Raw genomic sequence first — 18,530 nt, forward strand, 5'->3', positions numbered from 1 at the left:
CCGATCAAACGGGTTTCTTCCAACCCACGCATTTTGACGAACCGCAAGTCCCTCGCAAACCCCTCAGACCGATCGGAAAATTGCCTCGATAAATCGAGTTCGTCCCGCTCTTTGTGATGCCATCACGTGAGCTGTGATTCCGGTGTTCGTCTCCGACATTGATACGCATAGGTCGTCGTTTTTCGAATCAGAATCCTCCCATGGATGGAAGACTTTTCCGGCGAAACGAAGCGGGCTTGGCTGAAATCGGGCCACTGATTGAGTCCACTATTCAATGTGGGTTCAAAAACTGTTATCACAATCGGGCAAGGAGTACGTTTCCCGAACTGGATCTGCGGCCATGACCCCCTCGCTTCGACTCGTTTTCGCTGTCCATAACCACCAGCCGGTCGGCAATTTCGACGGGGTGTTCGAACAGGCCTGCGAAGAGGCTTATCTTCCGTTCATGGATGTCGTTGACGACTTCCCGGATCTTCCCGTGACGATGCACATTTCGGGAAGCCTGCTGGAATGGCTCGAACAACATCGAACAGATTACCTCGACCGAATAAAAGCCTCCGTCGCGGCCGGTCACATGGAAATCCTCGGCGGACCGTATTTTGAATCGATTCTGGCATCGATTCCAGGTCGAGACCGGATCGGCCAAATCCAACTGTACGTCAAGCATCTTGAAGAACTCTTCGAAACACGCGTCCGTGGAATGTGGGTCCCCGAGCGTGTTTGGGAACCGGCCTTCACAAGTGACCTCGTTGATGCGGGCATCGAATACACAATCCTCGACGACTCCCACTTCCGGTGGGCTGGCTTTTCGGATGACAAACTGCACGGACACTATCTGACCGAAAACGAGGGACGACTGCTGTCCGTCTTCCCGGATGATGAAACGCTGCGCTACACGATTCCCTGGTCAGAACCGGATGAAACGATTGCCTATCTCAGACAACTCGCAGAGAAGTTTCCGGGAACGGTTGTTTCCTTCGGGGATGACGGTGAAAAGTTTGGGTCATGGCCCGGCACGTTCAATCATGTCTACGGCGACAAGCAGTGGCTGCGGCGCTTCTTTCAGGCAATTCGCGAACAATCGGAGTGGTTGCGCGTCGTGACCATGGCTCAAGCGGTCGATTCAGTCGCTCCGAGTGGAAAAGTCTATCTGCCGAACGCCAGCTACCGGGAAATGACCGAATGGGCATTGCCGACCGATCAACAGATCGTCTACCAACAGACCCGGCAGCACCTGGAGAAACTCGACGATTGGAAGACTGTCCAACCGTTCTTTCGGGCTGGCATGTGGCGCAACTTCCTCGTGAAGTATCCCGAAAGCAACGACATGTATTGTCGGTCGCTGGAAATCAGCCGTCGTCTAGCTGCGATGGAAGATGACCCGCACCATCCTCTCAGCGAAGCTGTTCGCAATTCGATTCGTCTCGAACTTTATCGTGGTCAATGTAACTGCCCGTACTGGCACGGCGCCTTTGGTGGTCTTTATCTTCCACATTTGCGAAACGCCATCTATCGACATCTCATCGCTGCCGACACACTCCTTGAAAAGGCCAGTGGACGTTCCGGTCGCTGGGTCGATATCAGCGCGGAGGACTTCAACCTCGATGCTCGACAGGAAATCCGACTGGCTTCCGACCGTTTGATTGCGTACCTGAGCCCAGCACGCGGCGGGCATCTTTACGAACTCGATGTGAGAAGTATCGAGACGAATCTGCTTTCAACGCTCAATCGCCGTCCGGAACCGTATCATCAGATGATCCTCGACGTTGGAGGAAAGAGCGAGAGCGTCGACGATATTGACTTCAATAAACACGAAGGTGCTCGCTTCAAGCAGGAAAACCTCGATCAGCAAATCGCCTACGATCGCTGGCCTCGGAAGAGTCTGGTCGACCACTTCCTGCGTCCCGGTACAACCGCTGAAGACTTCGCTGCCGGCAACGGCGAGATCGGTGATTTTCTGCTGGGAGTCCACGAGTCCAAAACGCGTCAATCATCCGGTCGCGTCGAAGCCATCCTCTCACGCGAGGGGCGGCTCGGCGAACACTGGATTCAAATGACCAAGCAGATCTCTCTCGACTCAGCGCGAACCGGTCAACTTGAATTTGACTACCGCCTCAATCAACTGCCTGTCGGCGAAGAAATCCAGTTCGCTGTCGAGTTCAACTTCTCAAGTATGCCAGCGTCACAGCCTGATCGATACTTCTACGACGAATCCGGACGACGCGTCGGCCAGTTGGAGACAACCTTGAACCTTTCCGACCAGCAACGCATCGGTCTGGTTGATGAGTGGCTCGGCGTCGACACAACACTTGAAGCTTCGGTTCCGTGCAGTGTCTGGACATTTCCAATTCAGACAGTCAGCCAGAGCGAAGGTGGATACGAACTTGTGCATCAAAGCAGCGTTGTGACTCTGGTCTGGAACTTCGTCGTCGACGAATCGCGAAGCTTTCATGTCCAGATTCAGCAGTGCGTCGACACCTCAGCTGCTCACGCTCGCCAGCTCGCCGCATTTTCATCGGAAAGCTGACCCCGTCGGGAAGTACCGATCATCAGATCGGCGACGATCACTGATTCTGCGGTAGCGAAGCCTCGGTGTGATCGCCTTCGTTCTTCCAATCGCTCGTCAACCAAATCGTGGCGACTCCATTGCGACCAGAGGTAACGACGTTTCGTCCATCAGGCGAGACAGCGAGCGATGTTAATTCACCTCGCTGTTGAGCGAGCGTGAAGATTTCAGTGCCACCGCGCCCCGGAGTCGCGTCCCAGACCTTGGCTGAGGCATCCGCACTCGCGGTGAACAAACGGGCACTGTCTTGAGAAAAGGCGACGCTGGTGACAGCCGAAGTATGTCCTTCACACGTCGTGATCAAATCTCCCGTGGCAGCATCCCAGATCTTCGCAGTGTTATCTTCGCCAGCAGTGGCGATCAGCTTTCCGTCAGGAGAAAACGCTCCCGCCAACACAGCCCACTCATGACCGCTGAAGACTCGCAGCTGCTTTCCGTTTTTTCGATCCCACAGTCGAGCTGTCCGGTCGTTGGAAACTGTGAGAACCTGGCTTGCATCGGGTGAAAAAATCGCGAGACGTACACGACCGGTGTGGCCGGTGAAGGAGACTTCGACAGACTTCGTTTCCACGTTCCAGAGTTTGGCCGTTTGATCATCCGAAGAGGTGAGAACCTGGAGACCATCCGGAGAGAACCGAACACTGTTGACGTAGGAATCGTGTCCGCCCTGAAGCTTCTCGACAACGTGACCGGTGGACGTATTCCAGATCTTGACCGAGTTGTCCCAGCTTCCCGTGGCGACGAGCGTTCCGTCGGGTGAAAAACTCGCTGAAGCGACAGCTCCATGCGGTCGAAACGCCATCACTTCTCGACGAGTTGTCGCATCCCATAAACGAGCATCAGTTCCGCCGACTGTGAGGATCGATTTGCCATCTGGATCGAATTTCGCAGACCACACCAGTCCTCCAACGACTTCGAAGTCCAAGACGGGTTGACTCAATGAATTGTCTGCCAACATCGATTTCAGATCGAGAACTCGAACAGTATTGTCATTGCAAACACACAACACCCGTTCGCCATCGGGAAAGAATGAAACGTCGTTCACGCTGAACGATTCAACGTCGACAGCTAAACGCTTCTGCCCGGAAGCCCGATCCCACACAACGACTCTCGAGCCCGGATTCAGTAGGTCATTCTCAAGCAGACTGACTGAAACTACGGAACGACCATCCGGAGAAACTGTCAGGCCGGTGACGGCTGTTGAATGACCGAGTACTTGATCAACAATCTCTGCACCCGTGCTCGCGTCGACTGTTCCAACCGTATGATCATGGCAAGCTGTCAGAATTTGCTGACCGTCCGGAGTGAAAGCGACTTGCGAAATCAGTCGGTTGTGATGCCGGACTTCCCAGATGACTTCGGCCGTTTCTGCATCCCAGAGAATCATTCTCCCGTTCGAATCACATGTCACCAGTTGATTCCTGTCGGGGGCGAAACTGACGGACGTGACGCGACCGTGATGTCCTTCGAGGCTGACAGGTTTGATGGGAAGATCTTCAACTGAATCGATCGATTCAATCGACGCCAGCTTCAACACTTCATCCAGTCGCCACAACTGAGTCGACTGATCATTGCTTCCGGTGAGCAGCCACTTCCCGTCGAAAGAGATTCCTATCACAGCTGATTGCCCGGTTTTGGGAATCTCCAGAATCTGAGCACCTGTCGCAACATCCCAAAGGCGAACCGTGTCATCCGCTGCTGCTGTCGCAAGAATGCGACCGTCGGGGAGAAAGACCGCATTTGACGTCAGAAACTGATGCCCTTCTGCGAGTGTCAATTCCAACTCCCCCGTGTGAGCGTTCCAAATCCTCCCGGTCCGATCTCGACTGGCAGTGACAATTCGTGAACCTTCTGGATCGTAAGCAACGTTCAAAATTGCGTCGCTGTGCCCGGAAAGGCTTCTTCCATTGAGGACACGAATTTCCTCGTACTGATCAATGTTCCAGGCGACCGCTCGACTGTCCTTTGCTCCCGAAAAAATTGTCCGACCGTCGGAGGAAACGTCGACTGCACGAACTTCCCCGAAGTGACCGCGAAACGTTTTAATGGTCGACACACTTTTTGTATCCCAGACCTTGATCGAATTGTCGCGCCCTCCAGAAATGAGCAACTCGCCGTCGTTGGAAAAACAGAGTGCGTGGATCGACGAAGAATGACCATCAAGAGCATTGAATTCCGGTTCGGGAACTTCGTCGTTCAGAATCTGACCGAGATCAAATGCCGGGAGCTCGGACGGATTCCACAAGAGAATCCGAGAGTCGTAGCCGCCTGTCGCGACGTACTGCCCATTCGGAGAATACGCGACGGAGTAAATCGGTCCGTCGTGCATCATGAAAATGGCATCTTGTCTCGCTCGAACCTGAGGTTCACGATCAAGCGTTTCCTGCGCGACAAATCGTACAGCCATTGAATCGGTTTCAGGAGCGGTTGCATCGATGGACCAGACGATTGCTTTTCCGTCCTGGCTGACGGTGACAAGTTGCTGCGGCGACGATGCTGAATTCAGGTTGAAGTCAGGTGCGAACGCTGCATCCCAAACCCACCACGAATGGCCATCGAGAACGACGAGTTCGCGAGGTTTCTGAATGTCGGACACATCCCAAAGACGTGCTGTCTCATCATACGAACAGCTGATGAGTTGTTGGCCATCAGGTGAAAACTCGACATGCAAAACAGCATCGCTGTGACCGTTGAAGCTCGCGAGTTGTTCTCCGGTTGTCGAATTGAAAATCCGAATCAGACCTTCGGGATCACTCCCCCCGAGTGCAACGTATTTCTGATCCGGAGACCAGCAGGCGGAATGAACATAGAGACCAGCTTGCGGAAATTCTCGGACGACTTCCTTCGTCTGGAGATCCCAGATTCTCGCTGCATGGTCCCAACTCGCTGTGAGCAGAAGCTTATTGTCAGGAGAAACCGCGACGTCATCGACCGGTCCGGCTGTATTAAATTCGGTCGAAATTTGCTCGCAAAGGTGCATCAATCGCCCCCACTCCCAGTCACGCAGATGGGGAGGACATTGATTCAAAAGCGAGACAGCGACATCAAACGCGTTCTCTTCAATTTTCGCCGAAGCCAAGCCGATTCGGGCAATGTACGCTTTGTATTCCTCAGCTTCTTTCGCTGCTTCCGCTTTGCGTTGATTGTCCTCAGCGAGAATCCGCTGATCGTCTGCGATCTTTCGCTGACGCTGGGCTTCATCTCGTTCAGTCTCTGCGATCTCACGCTGATTGTCGACTTCAGTCAAAGCAACTTGCAGGTTCGAGCGAGCCTCTTCAGCGATCTGTTTTTGTTCAGTCGCGAGGTCCCGCTGCTCTTCGGCAATTTCCTGCTGAACAGTGGCACGATCCCGCTCCTTGACTGCAATCTCCTGTTGCTCGACTGCGAAGTTTCGTTCGGATCGAATCCAGAAGAACGCACCGGTCACGACGATCAGAATTCCGGCCACCATGGCAGCCATCGTTCGCTTGGCGACTTCCAGCCGACGTCGACGAGCATCGCGTTCGGTCCGGTCAAACTCAATTTCTCCACGCAGTTCCTGATGTTCCGGAAGCTTCTGAGAAAGAAGCGACAATGCGAGATCGTAATCCCCTTTCGTTCGCGCGTGCGTGGCGTAAGCGAAGTTGGCCTGATCGATTCCCGAACGGGCTTCTTGATTGCCTTCCCACAATTCGTGAGCTTGTTCAAATCCGAAGACCGCTTTGGAATAGTCCCGATAGTCGCCTGAAGACTCGGCGACTTTGAGATCCTGACGAGCCCGTTTCGCGAGAGCCAGACTCTCTGAATGATCGAGATAAGATCGCAGCTCCTTCTGCAGTTCTGAAACTGACTGATGACGCTGTTGAGGCGCTGTCGACATCGCTTTCCGTGCGATCTCAATCAGTTCCCCCTGTTGATCCGTCTCCCGGATGGTGTTTCGCATCGCAGCGAGAAGTGCGTCTTTCACACTCTTACCTGGATGCGGAGGAGACCCCGTGACGATCTCCCATAACATAGCCCCCAGAAGGTAAACATCGCTGGTTTCCGAAATCCGATTGATCGGTCCGGTCGCCATTTCTGGTGCCATGTAAGCGGGTGTCCCTCCCATCGCCGGAGGGATGTTGACGCTTTCCGACTTCTCAAAATGCTTTGTCGGGAGAGCGAGACCCCAGTCCATCACGAGTACTTCACCGAAGTCCCCGAGCATGATGTTCTCGGGCTTGAGGTCGCGGTGAATGACTCCCCGTGCATGCGCGAAAGCAATTGCATCGGCAGTACGCAGCAGAATCTCCAGGTTTTCGTGCAACGACTTTTCGTTGATGACCTTTGACCAGGGCGTACCCTGCACTTGCTTCATCGCATAGAAGAGTGCGCCTTGAGAGTCGTTCCCGAGATCGTAGATCGGAACGATGTTGGGATGATCCAGGTCACTGGTGACAATCGCTTCGGCGAGAAACTTGTCACGCTGGTTTTGCTTCTGATCTTTGGTCCCTTTGATCATCTTAATCGCGACATCACGGTCGACCGAAGTCTGCCGTGCTGACCAGACAATCCCCATCCCACCTTCGCCAAGAACTTTCCGGAGTTCATACTCCGGTGCGGTGACGAGAGTCATCTTATCGGTCGCGGTTGAGACCGACCGATTGGGAATGGACCGCATGCTTGAACGACGAGACTCAGTCACCTGCTGCGGAAGACTGTCGCCTCCGCCGAACCGAGTCGCTTTGATCGTTGCCCCGGGAGAAGCCTCTTCTTCAGCATCCCAGTTCAGGTTAAGTGTCTTCAGCTCTTCATTGCTTGGAGCAGACGGATAGACATCGGGAAGCGTTCGCTGCGCCTGTTCATCTTCCCGTTGCTGAACGTCGATCGTGGCATCGCCAATCGTCGGAACTTGATCACCTTGATTGGCGTCCCCGTCCACCGAATCCATGACAAACGTTTGATCTGCCTCGGACTCCTGACTGAGGACTTCAGATAGTCCACCGTCGATCGTCCTGTCCGCATCTCCTGAATCCTGGAAGAAGGTGCCGTCCGCCGTTTCGGCAATGCTATCCTCGTCGTCCTGTTCCTCCGGCAGCACGAACGTTTGATCCGCTAAAGTATTGCCGTCGTCTTCGTCTCCAAATGACTCGACAATGAACTCCGAAATCGATTCAGGTTCTTCGACTGCGTTGAGGTCCAGCGTGCCTTCAAGTGCCCCATCCTGATCAAACTGTTCCGGGAGTTCGTCCTCCATAAACGTTTCACTGGAATGGCTTTCAGCGTCATCCTGCTTCAGCGAATGCTTACACTTAGGACACACAACCAGATCGTCGGACGAGAGTTTCGCACCACATTCAGGACAAGTTGTCATTGATGAACCTTCCGGAATTTGGTGTACGTAAGTACTCGCTGGGAGTCTGATTCGGATCGGGTTTATGATGCTTTGGATTCATGACGGTTGATCAAGCTGAACGAAAAGTGCTCACCATTCTTCGAACAAACTTTCGCAGGCCTGACCAACGACTGGTTGCGTCCGACTGTGTCGCAATCAAAACGGCAGCGGTCGAACCAGCAGCGAATCCAGATGCCGATACGTCATCGACACTGCGATCTGAGAGCCGTTCGTTTGACTGCGATCGTTCACCAGATTTTGATTCGGTTTGAAGAGTCTGAAGAAGTTCGCTGTTGTCAGAAGAATCGATCAACGTGCTGGATTTGTCGAGAGTGTCATCTTCGCTGTTGAGATTCTCTTCACCGGTTGGCGGCCGATCCATCGTTCCTGAGTCATCACTTGAAGCAGGTCGTCCATCGCGCAGTTCAACATCTTCGACGAGCTGAAGCTGAGCATCCTGCCCCTCTTTCATGAAAATCTTCCAGTGGCCGTCGCGAAGCTTCTCAAACAAGCCGGGAAGATTGCTGAGGACCGCCTCAGCATCTTTGCCATACAGAGACCGCTGAATCGGACGACCGAAGCGGTCGACTTCGACCTCTCCTTGCGAGTTGATTTTCTGAATCACAACAATCCGCTCGTTCTGCACGGTGTCGATATCCGTGACCGTCTCGAACTCCAGATCCTCTTCTGATGTGGCAGCGACTTCGATATCGGAATCGCGAGTTTCCGTGATCTCTGTTCGCGGAGGCTCCGGTTGTGGAACCTCAATCGACAAGTCAAACGGAATGCTTCCGAATAATCCTTCTCCCGGGACCGGCGCCAACGAAGTCACACTGACCTTGCCGAGTTCTTCTCCGCCCGATGTGAACAGGATGTTCGGGTCATCGTAGAGAGTGATCTGAATTGGGATCGGCGATGAGGGGCTCTCTTCGTTCGGATTCGCGAGGTACTGATGATCGAACAGGAATTCCCCCGGACCGATGCCAGGAGCTGGACCGACGAATTCCTGACGCTGCGCGCTATAAACAGGATCTCCACTCGTGTAAGTATCCTGAACCGGGCCTTCCGGGTCCCAGAGAATTTCGAAGACGAAGGTGTTGTCGTTCACTCGACCAAAATTACCCAGAATCTTCGAGATGCCCGAAGTCAGAACCTGCGGAGTGGTGACGTTTTCCAGCAGAGGCACCGGATTCGTGATCGAACCGGTTCCGCTCTTGACGATCACATTGTCCGCGAAAATCACTTCACCAACAGCTTCCCCGGTGATGGAGCTTCCGAGAATGTCGAACTCTTCTCCAGTGTCTTCGATCGACAGAGAGCCATCCGTTTCTAGGAATACATCCGCAGACGAACTCCCGATCGCGATAATTGGGGCAGCGACGCGCAAATTTGCATCGGGATCACCGAGAGCTTTGAGTGTGATGTCGCCGCCTGAAGTATTCATGACGATGGCTTCGACTTGCATTGCACCATCATTGGTCACCACGATCTCGCCGCTCGAATTCCCACCGAGAGTGATACCGGTCAGCAGCCCCCAATCGGCATCGAATATCTGATCGCCGAACGTCCCAATCGTCAGTTGATCCTGCCCAACGTTCTCAATTCGCAGGTTTCCGGAAGTGGAGTTGCGTGCAGCGATTTCAGTCACAGAAACTTGAAGAGATTGTTGATTTCCGATTCCCGTAGCTGCGTCGAGGCCGAGGCGTGCTGCTTCAATATCAACTCCACCCAAGTCGCCGGCATCACGAATTTCTCCAAACAGCGACGTGACTCGCACATCCTCATTGGTCAGAACTCGACCGATTTGCACATCTCCCGATGCAGCCAGATCGACTCTCGCATTGAGTGCCCGAACTTCCGCACCATCTTCCATGATCAATCCGCCCGTCGATCCTCCGGGAGTTTGCGTTGCGTTCCCGCCTGCGAGCAGAACATGACCGCCCGCGGTCTCGACGAAGCTCATCCCGGGCATCGTCAAATCACCGGAGGCCTCAACGAAAATATCCCCACCCGTAGAACGAATGCCTGTGACACCGTCGACAGTCCCGATCTCAAGGTCACCCAAATTTCGAAATCGAAGGTCATCTGAAATTTCAACAGCGAGAGTTTCGACAGAATTCGATTCACCTAAATCGAAAGTCCCGGTCCCCTCAAGCCGCAAGTTGCTCGCAACGATCGAAGAACCCGCCGCTTCAACCACTCCGCCGTCAGAGTAAATGCGGACAGTGGCTCCATTAGCGGATACTGTTTCACCGTCCCCCGTGCCGATCGTGATCAAGCCACCTGATCGAAGTTCGATATCGTCATCGACTGTGGAAACTCCTTCGATTGTTTCCAGATTACCGATCGTAAATCCATTCACGTCGTTAAACACAATTGGCCCATCGACGTTAATCATGATCACGGAAAGATCATTGTCATTCTGAAGCTGGACCGGACCTTCTCCTTGAAGCTTCAACGCTTCTGCAACAATGACGGAACCTGCCGCTTCGACAACTCCACCAGTCGAATATCCTCGAACGATCCCGCCGACAGCCTGAATGTCTTCTCCTGCTCCGCTGCCGATGACAACTTGACCACTCGAAGCGAAAGACACATCGCCATTGTTCGTCGTCAGACCGGATATTCCATTGACCGTTCCAAAGGTCATGCCACCCTGTTCGAACAGGTAAATCCCACTGTTTGTACGTGTCGTGACCGCAGCGACTGTTCCGAAGTCGTTTTGATTCTGAAGAACAGAGATAGGCCCTCCGGATGAGAAGGAAACCCGCTCAGCATCGATGGTTCCTCCGTTCTGAGTCAGTTGCCCGATTTGAAGATCGGCGGCTCCATCAACATCGGCGACAAACCGCAGCTCGTTAACCGTCCCACCCCGATTCACGATCTGCCCGTCGTTTTGAATGATGTCATCGCCTGCCTGAAACAGAATGAATCCATCTCCGGTGAGATGCCGAACATCCGCATTGATAGTCAGTGTGTCGCCCATTGCTGAAGTGCTGTCAGCCACTAGTTCAAAGTTTCCTCCGACCTCCAAGTTGGAATCGATCGTCACCGCTCCCTCGGAAGAGATTCGTCCACCCTCCGAAACGATCGATTGGGACACTCCATTGAGAGTGCTCAATGTCAGCGCTCCCTGATTGGCGATGTTGGCCCCCCCCTTGGGAACATGGAGTGCAAACTGGCGAACATTCGTTTCGAACGGGTCATTTTCCCCGACTCCCGCCGACACGACATTCGCACTGGCTCCGGCCGTTAAGACTGCTCCGAATGCGGAAACCGCAGGCTGCGAATCGCCGGTGTTGACGTCGATGATCTCAGCCCCGGCGACGACATCGATCACTCCGCTGGTCATGCCAGCACGAAGGCCAGAGATCTTCGCAGCCCCATTTCCCTGAACTTCGATCTCAATGGCGGTTGAGGACTCATTTCCAGTCGTGATCATCGCACTCCCGGATTGTTCAAAGCTCTCAGGCCCGATCCCATCCCGATTCACTAAAATTGAAACCGACCCGGAACCAGCATCAAGAATTGATCCATCGTGCATCAGCAGTTCGTCCGTCGTGACAATTGAGGCACCACTGGATTCGATAACCGCATTCTGCCCGATCAAAATCGAATCCGTTCCAATGGAAAGCGGACCTTTCGTCGAAATCATGGCCCCAGCCACAAACTCGGTTCGTCCCGACCCGTTCTGCTGTGTGAATGCCCCATCGATCGCAAGCGAGTTCACCGTAACGTTGCTGGCATTGAAGATTTCTAAATTGCGAATGGCATTTCCGTAGTGATCGTTGAATTCCCCGAGAGAAACAACTCCTCCTGCGACTGACTGGGGATTAAAACGAACGTCGACCGGTGAGCCATTCACTGATGTCGAAACCGTCGCTCCACTGATGTCGATCGCACCTCCGAAAGTCTGAACAATCACCGAAGATCGAACATTCCAGTCACCAGTGACCGTCCAGTCTCCGCCTCGCGTCGAAAACTGTCCTTGAGTAATCAATGAACTCGTTGCGTAACTCTGATTCCCTGACTGTCCGCCAGCAGCGAAAGTTCGGACGTCGTGAAGCGCAATCATGCTGCCAGCAGCAATGTCCAGCCCGCCCAACTCAGCACCACCCACCTGACCAACGTTTCCGAGAATCTCAACGCGTCCCGATCCTGACGAGCCGTCGCCTGCGCTCATCAGTTCCAACGTCGAGTACGAGGATGAGTCGCTTAGAATGTTCGACTCAAAACGAATCAAGTCGACAGCCGCAATTGTGACGTCGGATTTCAAAGTGACCTGATCACCGAAGACGACCGAATCCAGAACATCGAACGAATTCCCGGAGATGTGAGTTTGCCCCAGGCTGTCAGTAACCAGTGAATTCAGTCCATCAACGTCACTTGAAAAGTGGGTCAATCCAGACGTATTGATGATCAAATTCGATCCATTCGCGGAGAGATTGCCGATCTCAATATCGCCGCCCGCAGTGCTTTTCAGAGTCGTGTCATCAGTCAATGACAAGTCTCCATCGTAAAGCTGATCGCCGTGCGTAAATGCATCTCCACTCAGTCGAATGTCCGATGCAGAGATGGTCAGATCTCCCAGCGGACCAATTGCTGTCCCCAAGTCACCGTCGATCACGACTTCATTTTGACCAACGTCGATCGAAAGGTCGAAATGTTTGCCTCCGACAGAGAGCACGTTTCCAGTCACGCTTACGATTCCATCTGTCGCAATTGACTGGTCGTGCCGGAGAATCAAATCCGCTTCAATGGCCAGATTGACTGTGTCTGCCTGAAAACTGACATCCGCAAATTCGACTTCGTTCGCATCGATCGAGACATCGACATTCCGCGCAGGCGGAGCGATCCCGTTGTCGACGAGCGTGACCAGATCATCCCCTCCGGAAACTTCGACGGTCAGCGCCTCTGTACTGCTTGCTTCAAAAGACGCTCCCGTCGGAATTTGAAGCTCAAGCTGATCTTCTCCAACTCCCAAGTCGACGTGAATTCTTCCCGGCGACATCGTCATTGGATCGTAAAGAGAGGATGTTGGCAGCGGGTCGAAGGTCAGACCTGAACCGGTCGAAATCGGGATAACGTTCCCGTTCTGATCGAAGATTTGAAGAGCTTCTTCGGAACCGCCTCCGTCTTCACCGGCATTTGTCAGCGACACCTGAACGACATCGCTGACACCATCATCACCGATGATCGAGAGAACTCCCCCTGAAAGCGATGCCGTCACACTCAAGACACGGCGATCTTCCAATCGATCGATGAAAAGCGGCGCGTATTCGTTCTCACACGCTGAAGAGGGCCGACTCCTTCCCCAAAAGTCCCCCAGAACTGAACGGACTCGATCACTTAGAGAAGATCTGCTCATTCCATTCTCTGCGATTCCTCACGTTCGACGAACGTGGCGTCTTTGGGGTTCACACAGTCGCCCCGAACTCCGCAACCACAACATGCGACGGAATTCGGAAATGGTGGCCTGATTGGTCGAAACTTGCGTCGACGCTTCGGCAATCTCGTCAAGCGACACCAGTTCACAACTGGCACTCTATTCTAGGTCGCCGCTTGGCAGAAATCACGGACTAATTGGCGATTGGAGACGCCTCACCAGCGCAAGTTGCTCATCCTCTCTCGCTCATTGCCTCGTCCGATGAATGCTGATTCCGCACTCGTCTGAGTTCATGACTTCTTCGAGAATCTGCGACAGCTCGAGCGAAACTCGGCAAACCAAGTTCGAAGTCGCTTTTGGCGGAGAGAAATGACATCAGTCGATGCGGCACACAGACTTCATCGTCAGCAGTGGTCGGTTTCTCGACGTCGTTTGCGGCGATCAAGTGGTCAGAGAATGAGTCGCCGAATTTGAGAGTTGGAATCCAAACGTCTTCGACAATCGGAACGATGCGACGAAGTCAACGAATCCCGATAAGCGTTGCCAGCGTCAGTGCAGTCCATTCAACAGGACGGAACTGCGCAGAACTCAGTGCGGAAAAATCTCGTCGAAATTGAATTGGTCGCACCGGAGCAGAAACGAGAACGATCAAATTGCGGGCAGAGCTGAGGACAGACAAATGTCCTCAAGCTCAACCGATGCGATTATTTCCCTGTGGACCGCTTTGATTTCTTGGCAGTCTTCGTGGGCTTCTTGACCTTCTTCGTGGTGGTCTTGGACTTCGTCGCCGCCTTTTTAGTCGACTTACGAGTCGCGGTCTTCGTCTCCGGTTTCTTTCGACTGACTTTTTTACTCGTCGGTTTTGCCCGTTTCGGCTTTACCGGACTCTTGTAGAGATCTGCCAACCGGGAGGCACAAGCGAACGGGTCGGTTTCGGGATCGAGTTCCTGATACTGCTCCAGCCCAGGCTGCAACACAGGGTCGACAGAAACTGCCTTCAACAGAAAACAGAACTGCGGACCGTCGGATTTTTTGATCCCCGCTTTGATCGCATCGGAAGCTTCTTCGTTGGTCGCATCTGCGTCGACAAGTGCCAACCACTTCAGAAGTTGAGCCATTTTTTCATCGACGGGCAACACGTGCGCTCCGAGCGCATGTTGAACCGTGTAGTCACGCATGAACGGCGAAATGTGCGGAATTTCCGACAGCTCTTTGTTCGCGACTTCCTGAGTCTTCCGCTTCAGAATTTCGAGATCGAAAGCAAAGTTCTTCTCGAAAACATCCTGCAGAGCTTCGCGGACGCGAAGAGCTTTCCAATCGGCTTCGTAAACGTCCCCGAGGGCCTCAATAATTTCGGTGACAGAGCTGACTCGAACCTCATTGAGGTCGAAGAAGGTGTCAAGCAGATTCGAATATGCCTGATCTGCAGCTTCGTAGCTGACATTCTCAACACACGCTGAGTAGAGAACCGTTTCCAGCACGGAATGATTGTGCTTGGGAATCGATCCCTTCACGTGCTTCTTCATCTCGGTGACGAGTTTTTTGAGAATCTTCTGTTTGTCTGCAGCTTTCAGCGATTTGCTGGCAGGCATCGACGCCTCCCGAATAAGGAGTAATTGATCGTGATGTTTTTCCAGTCCGTGGACCTGCCGCGAACTGGACCATGTCTTCCTTGTTTAAGCCAATTCCCTTGATGCTTGGCTCAAACCTGCGACTTACTATGTTTCCGGAGTTTGGTCGTTCTCATCAGTTTCGGGCGATTGTGCTTCGTCATCAAATTCATCTGGGCTGTCAGGGAAATCAAACGAGGAAAGGTCCTCGTCGTCCTCCTCGGAGATCCCCAATTCATGCAGGCGGCGAGAAACTTCGATGCTTTTCTTCACACCACGGTCCACCACAAACGTGAGAACCGGAGTCAATCGAAGTTGAAGCTGGTCCGCGATCCGGGATTGTAACCAGCCTCGCGCTGCATTCAGCCCTTTCAGAGACAGCAATTCCGTCTTCTCGTCACCCAGAATGCTGACGTAAACTTTCGCTGTACGTAGATCCCCTGCGACATCCACGCTGAGAACCGTCACATTTTTGACTCGAGGATCGCGCAATTCGATCAGAATTGCAGAACTGACCACCTGACGAATCGCTTCAGCTACCTTGGCGGTCCGGCGACTTTTCATTCCACTCACTTCTCACATTAGAACTCGATCCACTCCGGCAGTTCACCAGAGTTATTCATCCAGCGATCGCTTCCGTTCTTCGATGCGATAAGCTTCCAGCAAGTCGCCTTCCTTGACATCGTTGAACCCGTCCAGACGAATTCCGCACTCGAATCCTTCTCGAACCTCTTTCGCGTCGTCCTTCTCACGTTTCAGAGAAGCGATGGAGTAGTTGTTGAGAATGGTTTGATCACGAATCACATGGACCCGGTTCGAACGATCGATGGTGCCGTTCAACACGCGGCAACCTGCAACAGTTCCGACCTTGCTGATCGAAAATGTTCGAAGGACAAGAGCCCTGCCTGTCGGCACTTCAACTCGTTCAGGCTTCAGCAGACCTTCCATCGCCTGACGAATGTCATCCGTCACGTTATAGATGATCTTGTAGCGACGAATCTGGATGCCTTCCTGAGAAGCCAGTGCCTCCGCTCGATCTTCAGCGATGACGTGGAATGCAATGACGATCGCACCGGAAGATGCTGCGAGGTAAACATCACTCTCGTTCACCCCTCCGACACCTTCGTGGAGGATTTTCAGCTTCACTTCATCATGCGTAAACTTGCCCAGTTCGCTGCGAATCGCTTCGATCGAGCCGGGAGTATCTGCTTTGATGATCAACGGAAGATCCTGGATCATTCCGTCGCGTTGCTTGAAGAAGTCTTCCAGTGAAACCGGTCCGCCTCGTTGAGCGAGCACGGCACTTCGACCGCGTGCTTCACGCAGTTCTGCGACTTCGCGAGCCTGCTCGATGTCGTCCATCACGAGGAAGCGGCTTCCAGCACTTGGAACGTGGTCCAATCCGGCGATCTTGACCGGCGTAGATGGACCTGCTTCCTGAATTTCTCTGCCTGCGTCGTCGTACATCGCTCGAACACGTCCAAACGACGTTCCGCAGCAAATGTTATCGCCGATTCGCAACGTTCCGCGGCGGACGAGCGCCCAAGCCAATGGCCCGCGACCTTCGTCCATGAAACCTTCGAGGCAGACACCGTCGGCCGGAATGGAATCGACTGTTCGGAACTCTTGAAGTTCCGCAGTCAGCAACAATGTCTCCAAAAGGTCATCAATTCCAGTTCCTTGAAGGGCTGAAACTCGAACCACTTCGACATCACCGCCCCACTCCGATGGAAGAATTCCATGTTGAGACAGCTCAGTCAGAATTCGTTGCTCATTGATGTCCGGCAGGTCGCACTTGTTCATAGCGACGACAATCGGAACTCCGGCTGCCTTCGCGTGACTGATACATTCGACCGTTTGTGGCATCACACCGTCGTCGGCGGCCACAACCAGAACGACCATGTCTGTCACATTGGCTCCACGGGCTCGCATTTCACCGAACGCGGCGTGACCCGGCGTATCGACAAACGTCACTTTCTGACCGTTGTGATCCACCTGATAGGCTGCGATGTGCTGCGTAATCCCGCCAGCTTCTCCATCGACGACATTCGAAGAACGAATTCGGTCGACAAGAGTTGTTTTTCCGTGATCGACGTGTCCCAGCACGGTCACGATTGGAGGCCGTGCAACAAGATCCATTCCGAAATCGGTATCTGGTCGTTCGAGGATCTCCGTGATCGCGTCTTCGAAATCTTCTTCCGGTTCGATTGTGAGGTCGACACCGAGTTCCATGGCGATTTCGAGCGCCATTTCGTCGTCGAGAGCGTCGTTGATCGTGACCATTTCACCATGCTTGAACATGATGGTGATCAAATCTCGAGCTGGGCGTCCCATGGCTTCAGCCAGGCTGCGAACGGTCATCGGCGATGAGACAGTCGCTTCGGACTTTCGTTCAATCGGTCCCGATTTGCGGTGTCGCTTGACCGTTTTGACGATGACGTTTTCTTCGTCTTCACCGGTACGACGTTGACGCTTGCTGCGGCGAGACTTTCTGGCCTCTTCGAGGTTCAGCGTCCGTGAGCCGGAGCGACCCTTCTTGGCGTCATCCTCATCCTCCGACTTGCGACGCGAGTCGTCACGATTCTTTTTGAGGATGTCGGCCAGCTTGTTCTTCTTCAGAACATCGCCAGTCAGTGCGAGGTCCGGTTTCTGAACCGGTCCTTCATCGGACTTCTTGGCGACAGGTGGCTTGTAGTTGGGAGTCGACGCAAGGGCTGGCAAACTTGGACCGCGTTTCTTGTCTTTTCGCGGTTGCCGATGTCGCATTGAGCCCTGTGGACGCATTTCGCGAATGGCACCACCACTGCTGCGTCCTCCGGTCGGGTCGATGTAATCATCGCGACTGATGGGGCTGCCCTGAGCGGCTGGAGCGTCGACTCCGGAGTCGCCTTCGGCGGTCTCTGCTGACGCAGCCTCTTTTGATGTCGGCTCACCCTCTTGAGAGGCTGGGGTCTCTGTCGATTCCCCTTTGGCTTCAACAGGAGGTTCTAAAACTTGTTGGCTTGGCACAGACTGTTCAGAGTCCTTTGACAAATTCTCGGACGGGGTTGCATCTTCAGCAGTAACTTCTTGCTCTTCAGATGTGGAAGACGCAGTTGCGCTAGCGTCTTGAGCAGATGTTGCAGCGGCGTCACTCTCAACTGAGCGAACTTCGGCGTTTTCGACCAGGGTCGCATCGTCCGACTGGACGCCAACCTCACCGGCATCTGCTGGCTGCGTGTCGACGAATGAGTCTTCAGTGACTTCATCGACAGTGGTGAGATCTGCCTCACCCTCTTTGGCTTTTTCCTTACGTGGAGCGCGGCGCTGGACCTGCTTCGCGGCCGCTCCGCCTTTGATTTCCCGCATTTCGCGAGTTGAACCTGCTTCGCGGACTGGAGCCGCCGCGACTGCTTCTGTAGCAACAGGAGCTGATCCAGATTCGAGTGACTTGAGATAATTCAATACGAGATCACGCTCATCGGGCGAAATACTTGCCAGCGCAGAGCTCTTGACATTCAACCCTGCGTCATTGCAGTGTTGAATCAGGTCCTTGCTATCGAGTCCCAATTCCTTCGCCAGTGCGAAGATTCGGATCTTCAAACGTCACCCCCTAAAATATCTCGTCTATTTCTT

The 18,530-nt window shown here is 53.6% G+C and carries 6 protein-coding genes; 1 reads left to right on the forward strand and 5 read right to left on the reverse strand.

Features of this window, described 5'->3' with window-relative positions; all coding sequences use genetic code 11:
* Positions 1-340 precede the first annotated feature (340 nt).
* On the forward strand, positions 341-2,527 hold the full coding sequence (locus AB1L42_RS11910) for an alpha-amylase/4-alpha-glucanotransferase domain-containing protein (protein WP_367055317.1): 2,187 nt from the start codon (positions 341-343) through the stop codon (positions 2,525-2,527).
* A 37-nt stretch (positions 2,528-2,564) separates the two neighbouring features.
* Here the strand turns inward: AB1L42_RS11910 and AB1L42_RS11915 are convergent, their stop codons facing one another.
* The 5 genes from AB1L42_RS11915 to infB form a co-directional block, all read right to left on the reverse strand.
* Entirely contained in the window at positions 2,565-7,898 is a 5,334-nt protein-coding gene (locus AB1L42_RS11915; protein ID WP_367055320.1) for a protein kinase, read from the reverse strand.
* Positions 7,899-7,989: 91 nt separating this feature from the next.
* Entirely contained in the window at positions 7,990-13,287 is a 5,298-nt protein-coding gene (locus AB1L42_RS11920) for a hypothetical protein (protein WP_367055323.1), read from the reverse strand.
* A gap of 722 nt (positions 13,288-14,009) precedes the next feature.
* Positions 14,010-14,897 (reverse strand): hypothetical protein, encoded by an 888-nt coding sequence (locus tag AB1L42_RS11925; protein WP_367055326.1) that lies wholly within the window; start codon positions 14,895-14,897, stop codon positions 14,010-14,012.
* A 126-nt stretch (positions 14,898-15,023) separates the two neighbouring features.
* A complete protein-coding gene (gene rbfA / locus AB1L42_RS11930; RefSeq protein WP_367055329.1) occupies positions 15,024-15,479 on the reverse strand; it encodes a 30S ribosome-binding factor RbfA in 456 nt (151 codons plus the stop codon).
* Between the two features lie 51 nt (positions 15,480-15,530).
* Positions 15,531-18,497 (reverse strand): translation initiation factor IF-2, encoded by a 2,967-nt coding sequence (gene infB, locus AB1L42_RS11935; RefSeq protein ID WP_367055332.1) that lies wholly within the window; start codon positions 18,495-18,497, stop codon positions 15,531-15,533.
* Positions 18,498-18,530: the final 33 nt, after the last annotated feature.

This window comes from Thalassoglobus sp. JC818 (assembly GCF_040717535.1).
In the GTDB taxonomy this organism is placed as follows: Bacteria; Planctomycetota; Planctomycetia; order Planctomycetales; family Planctomycetaceae; genus Thalassoglobus.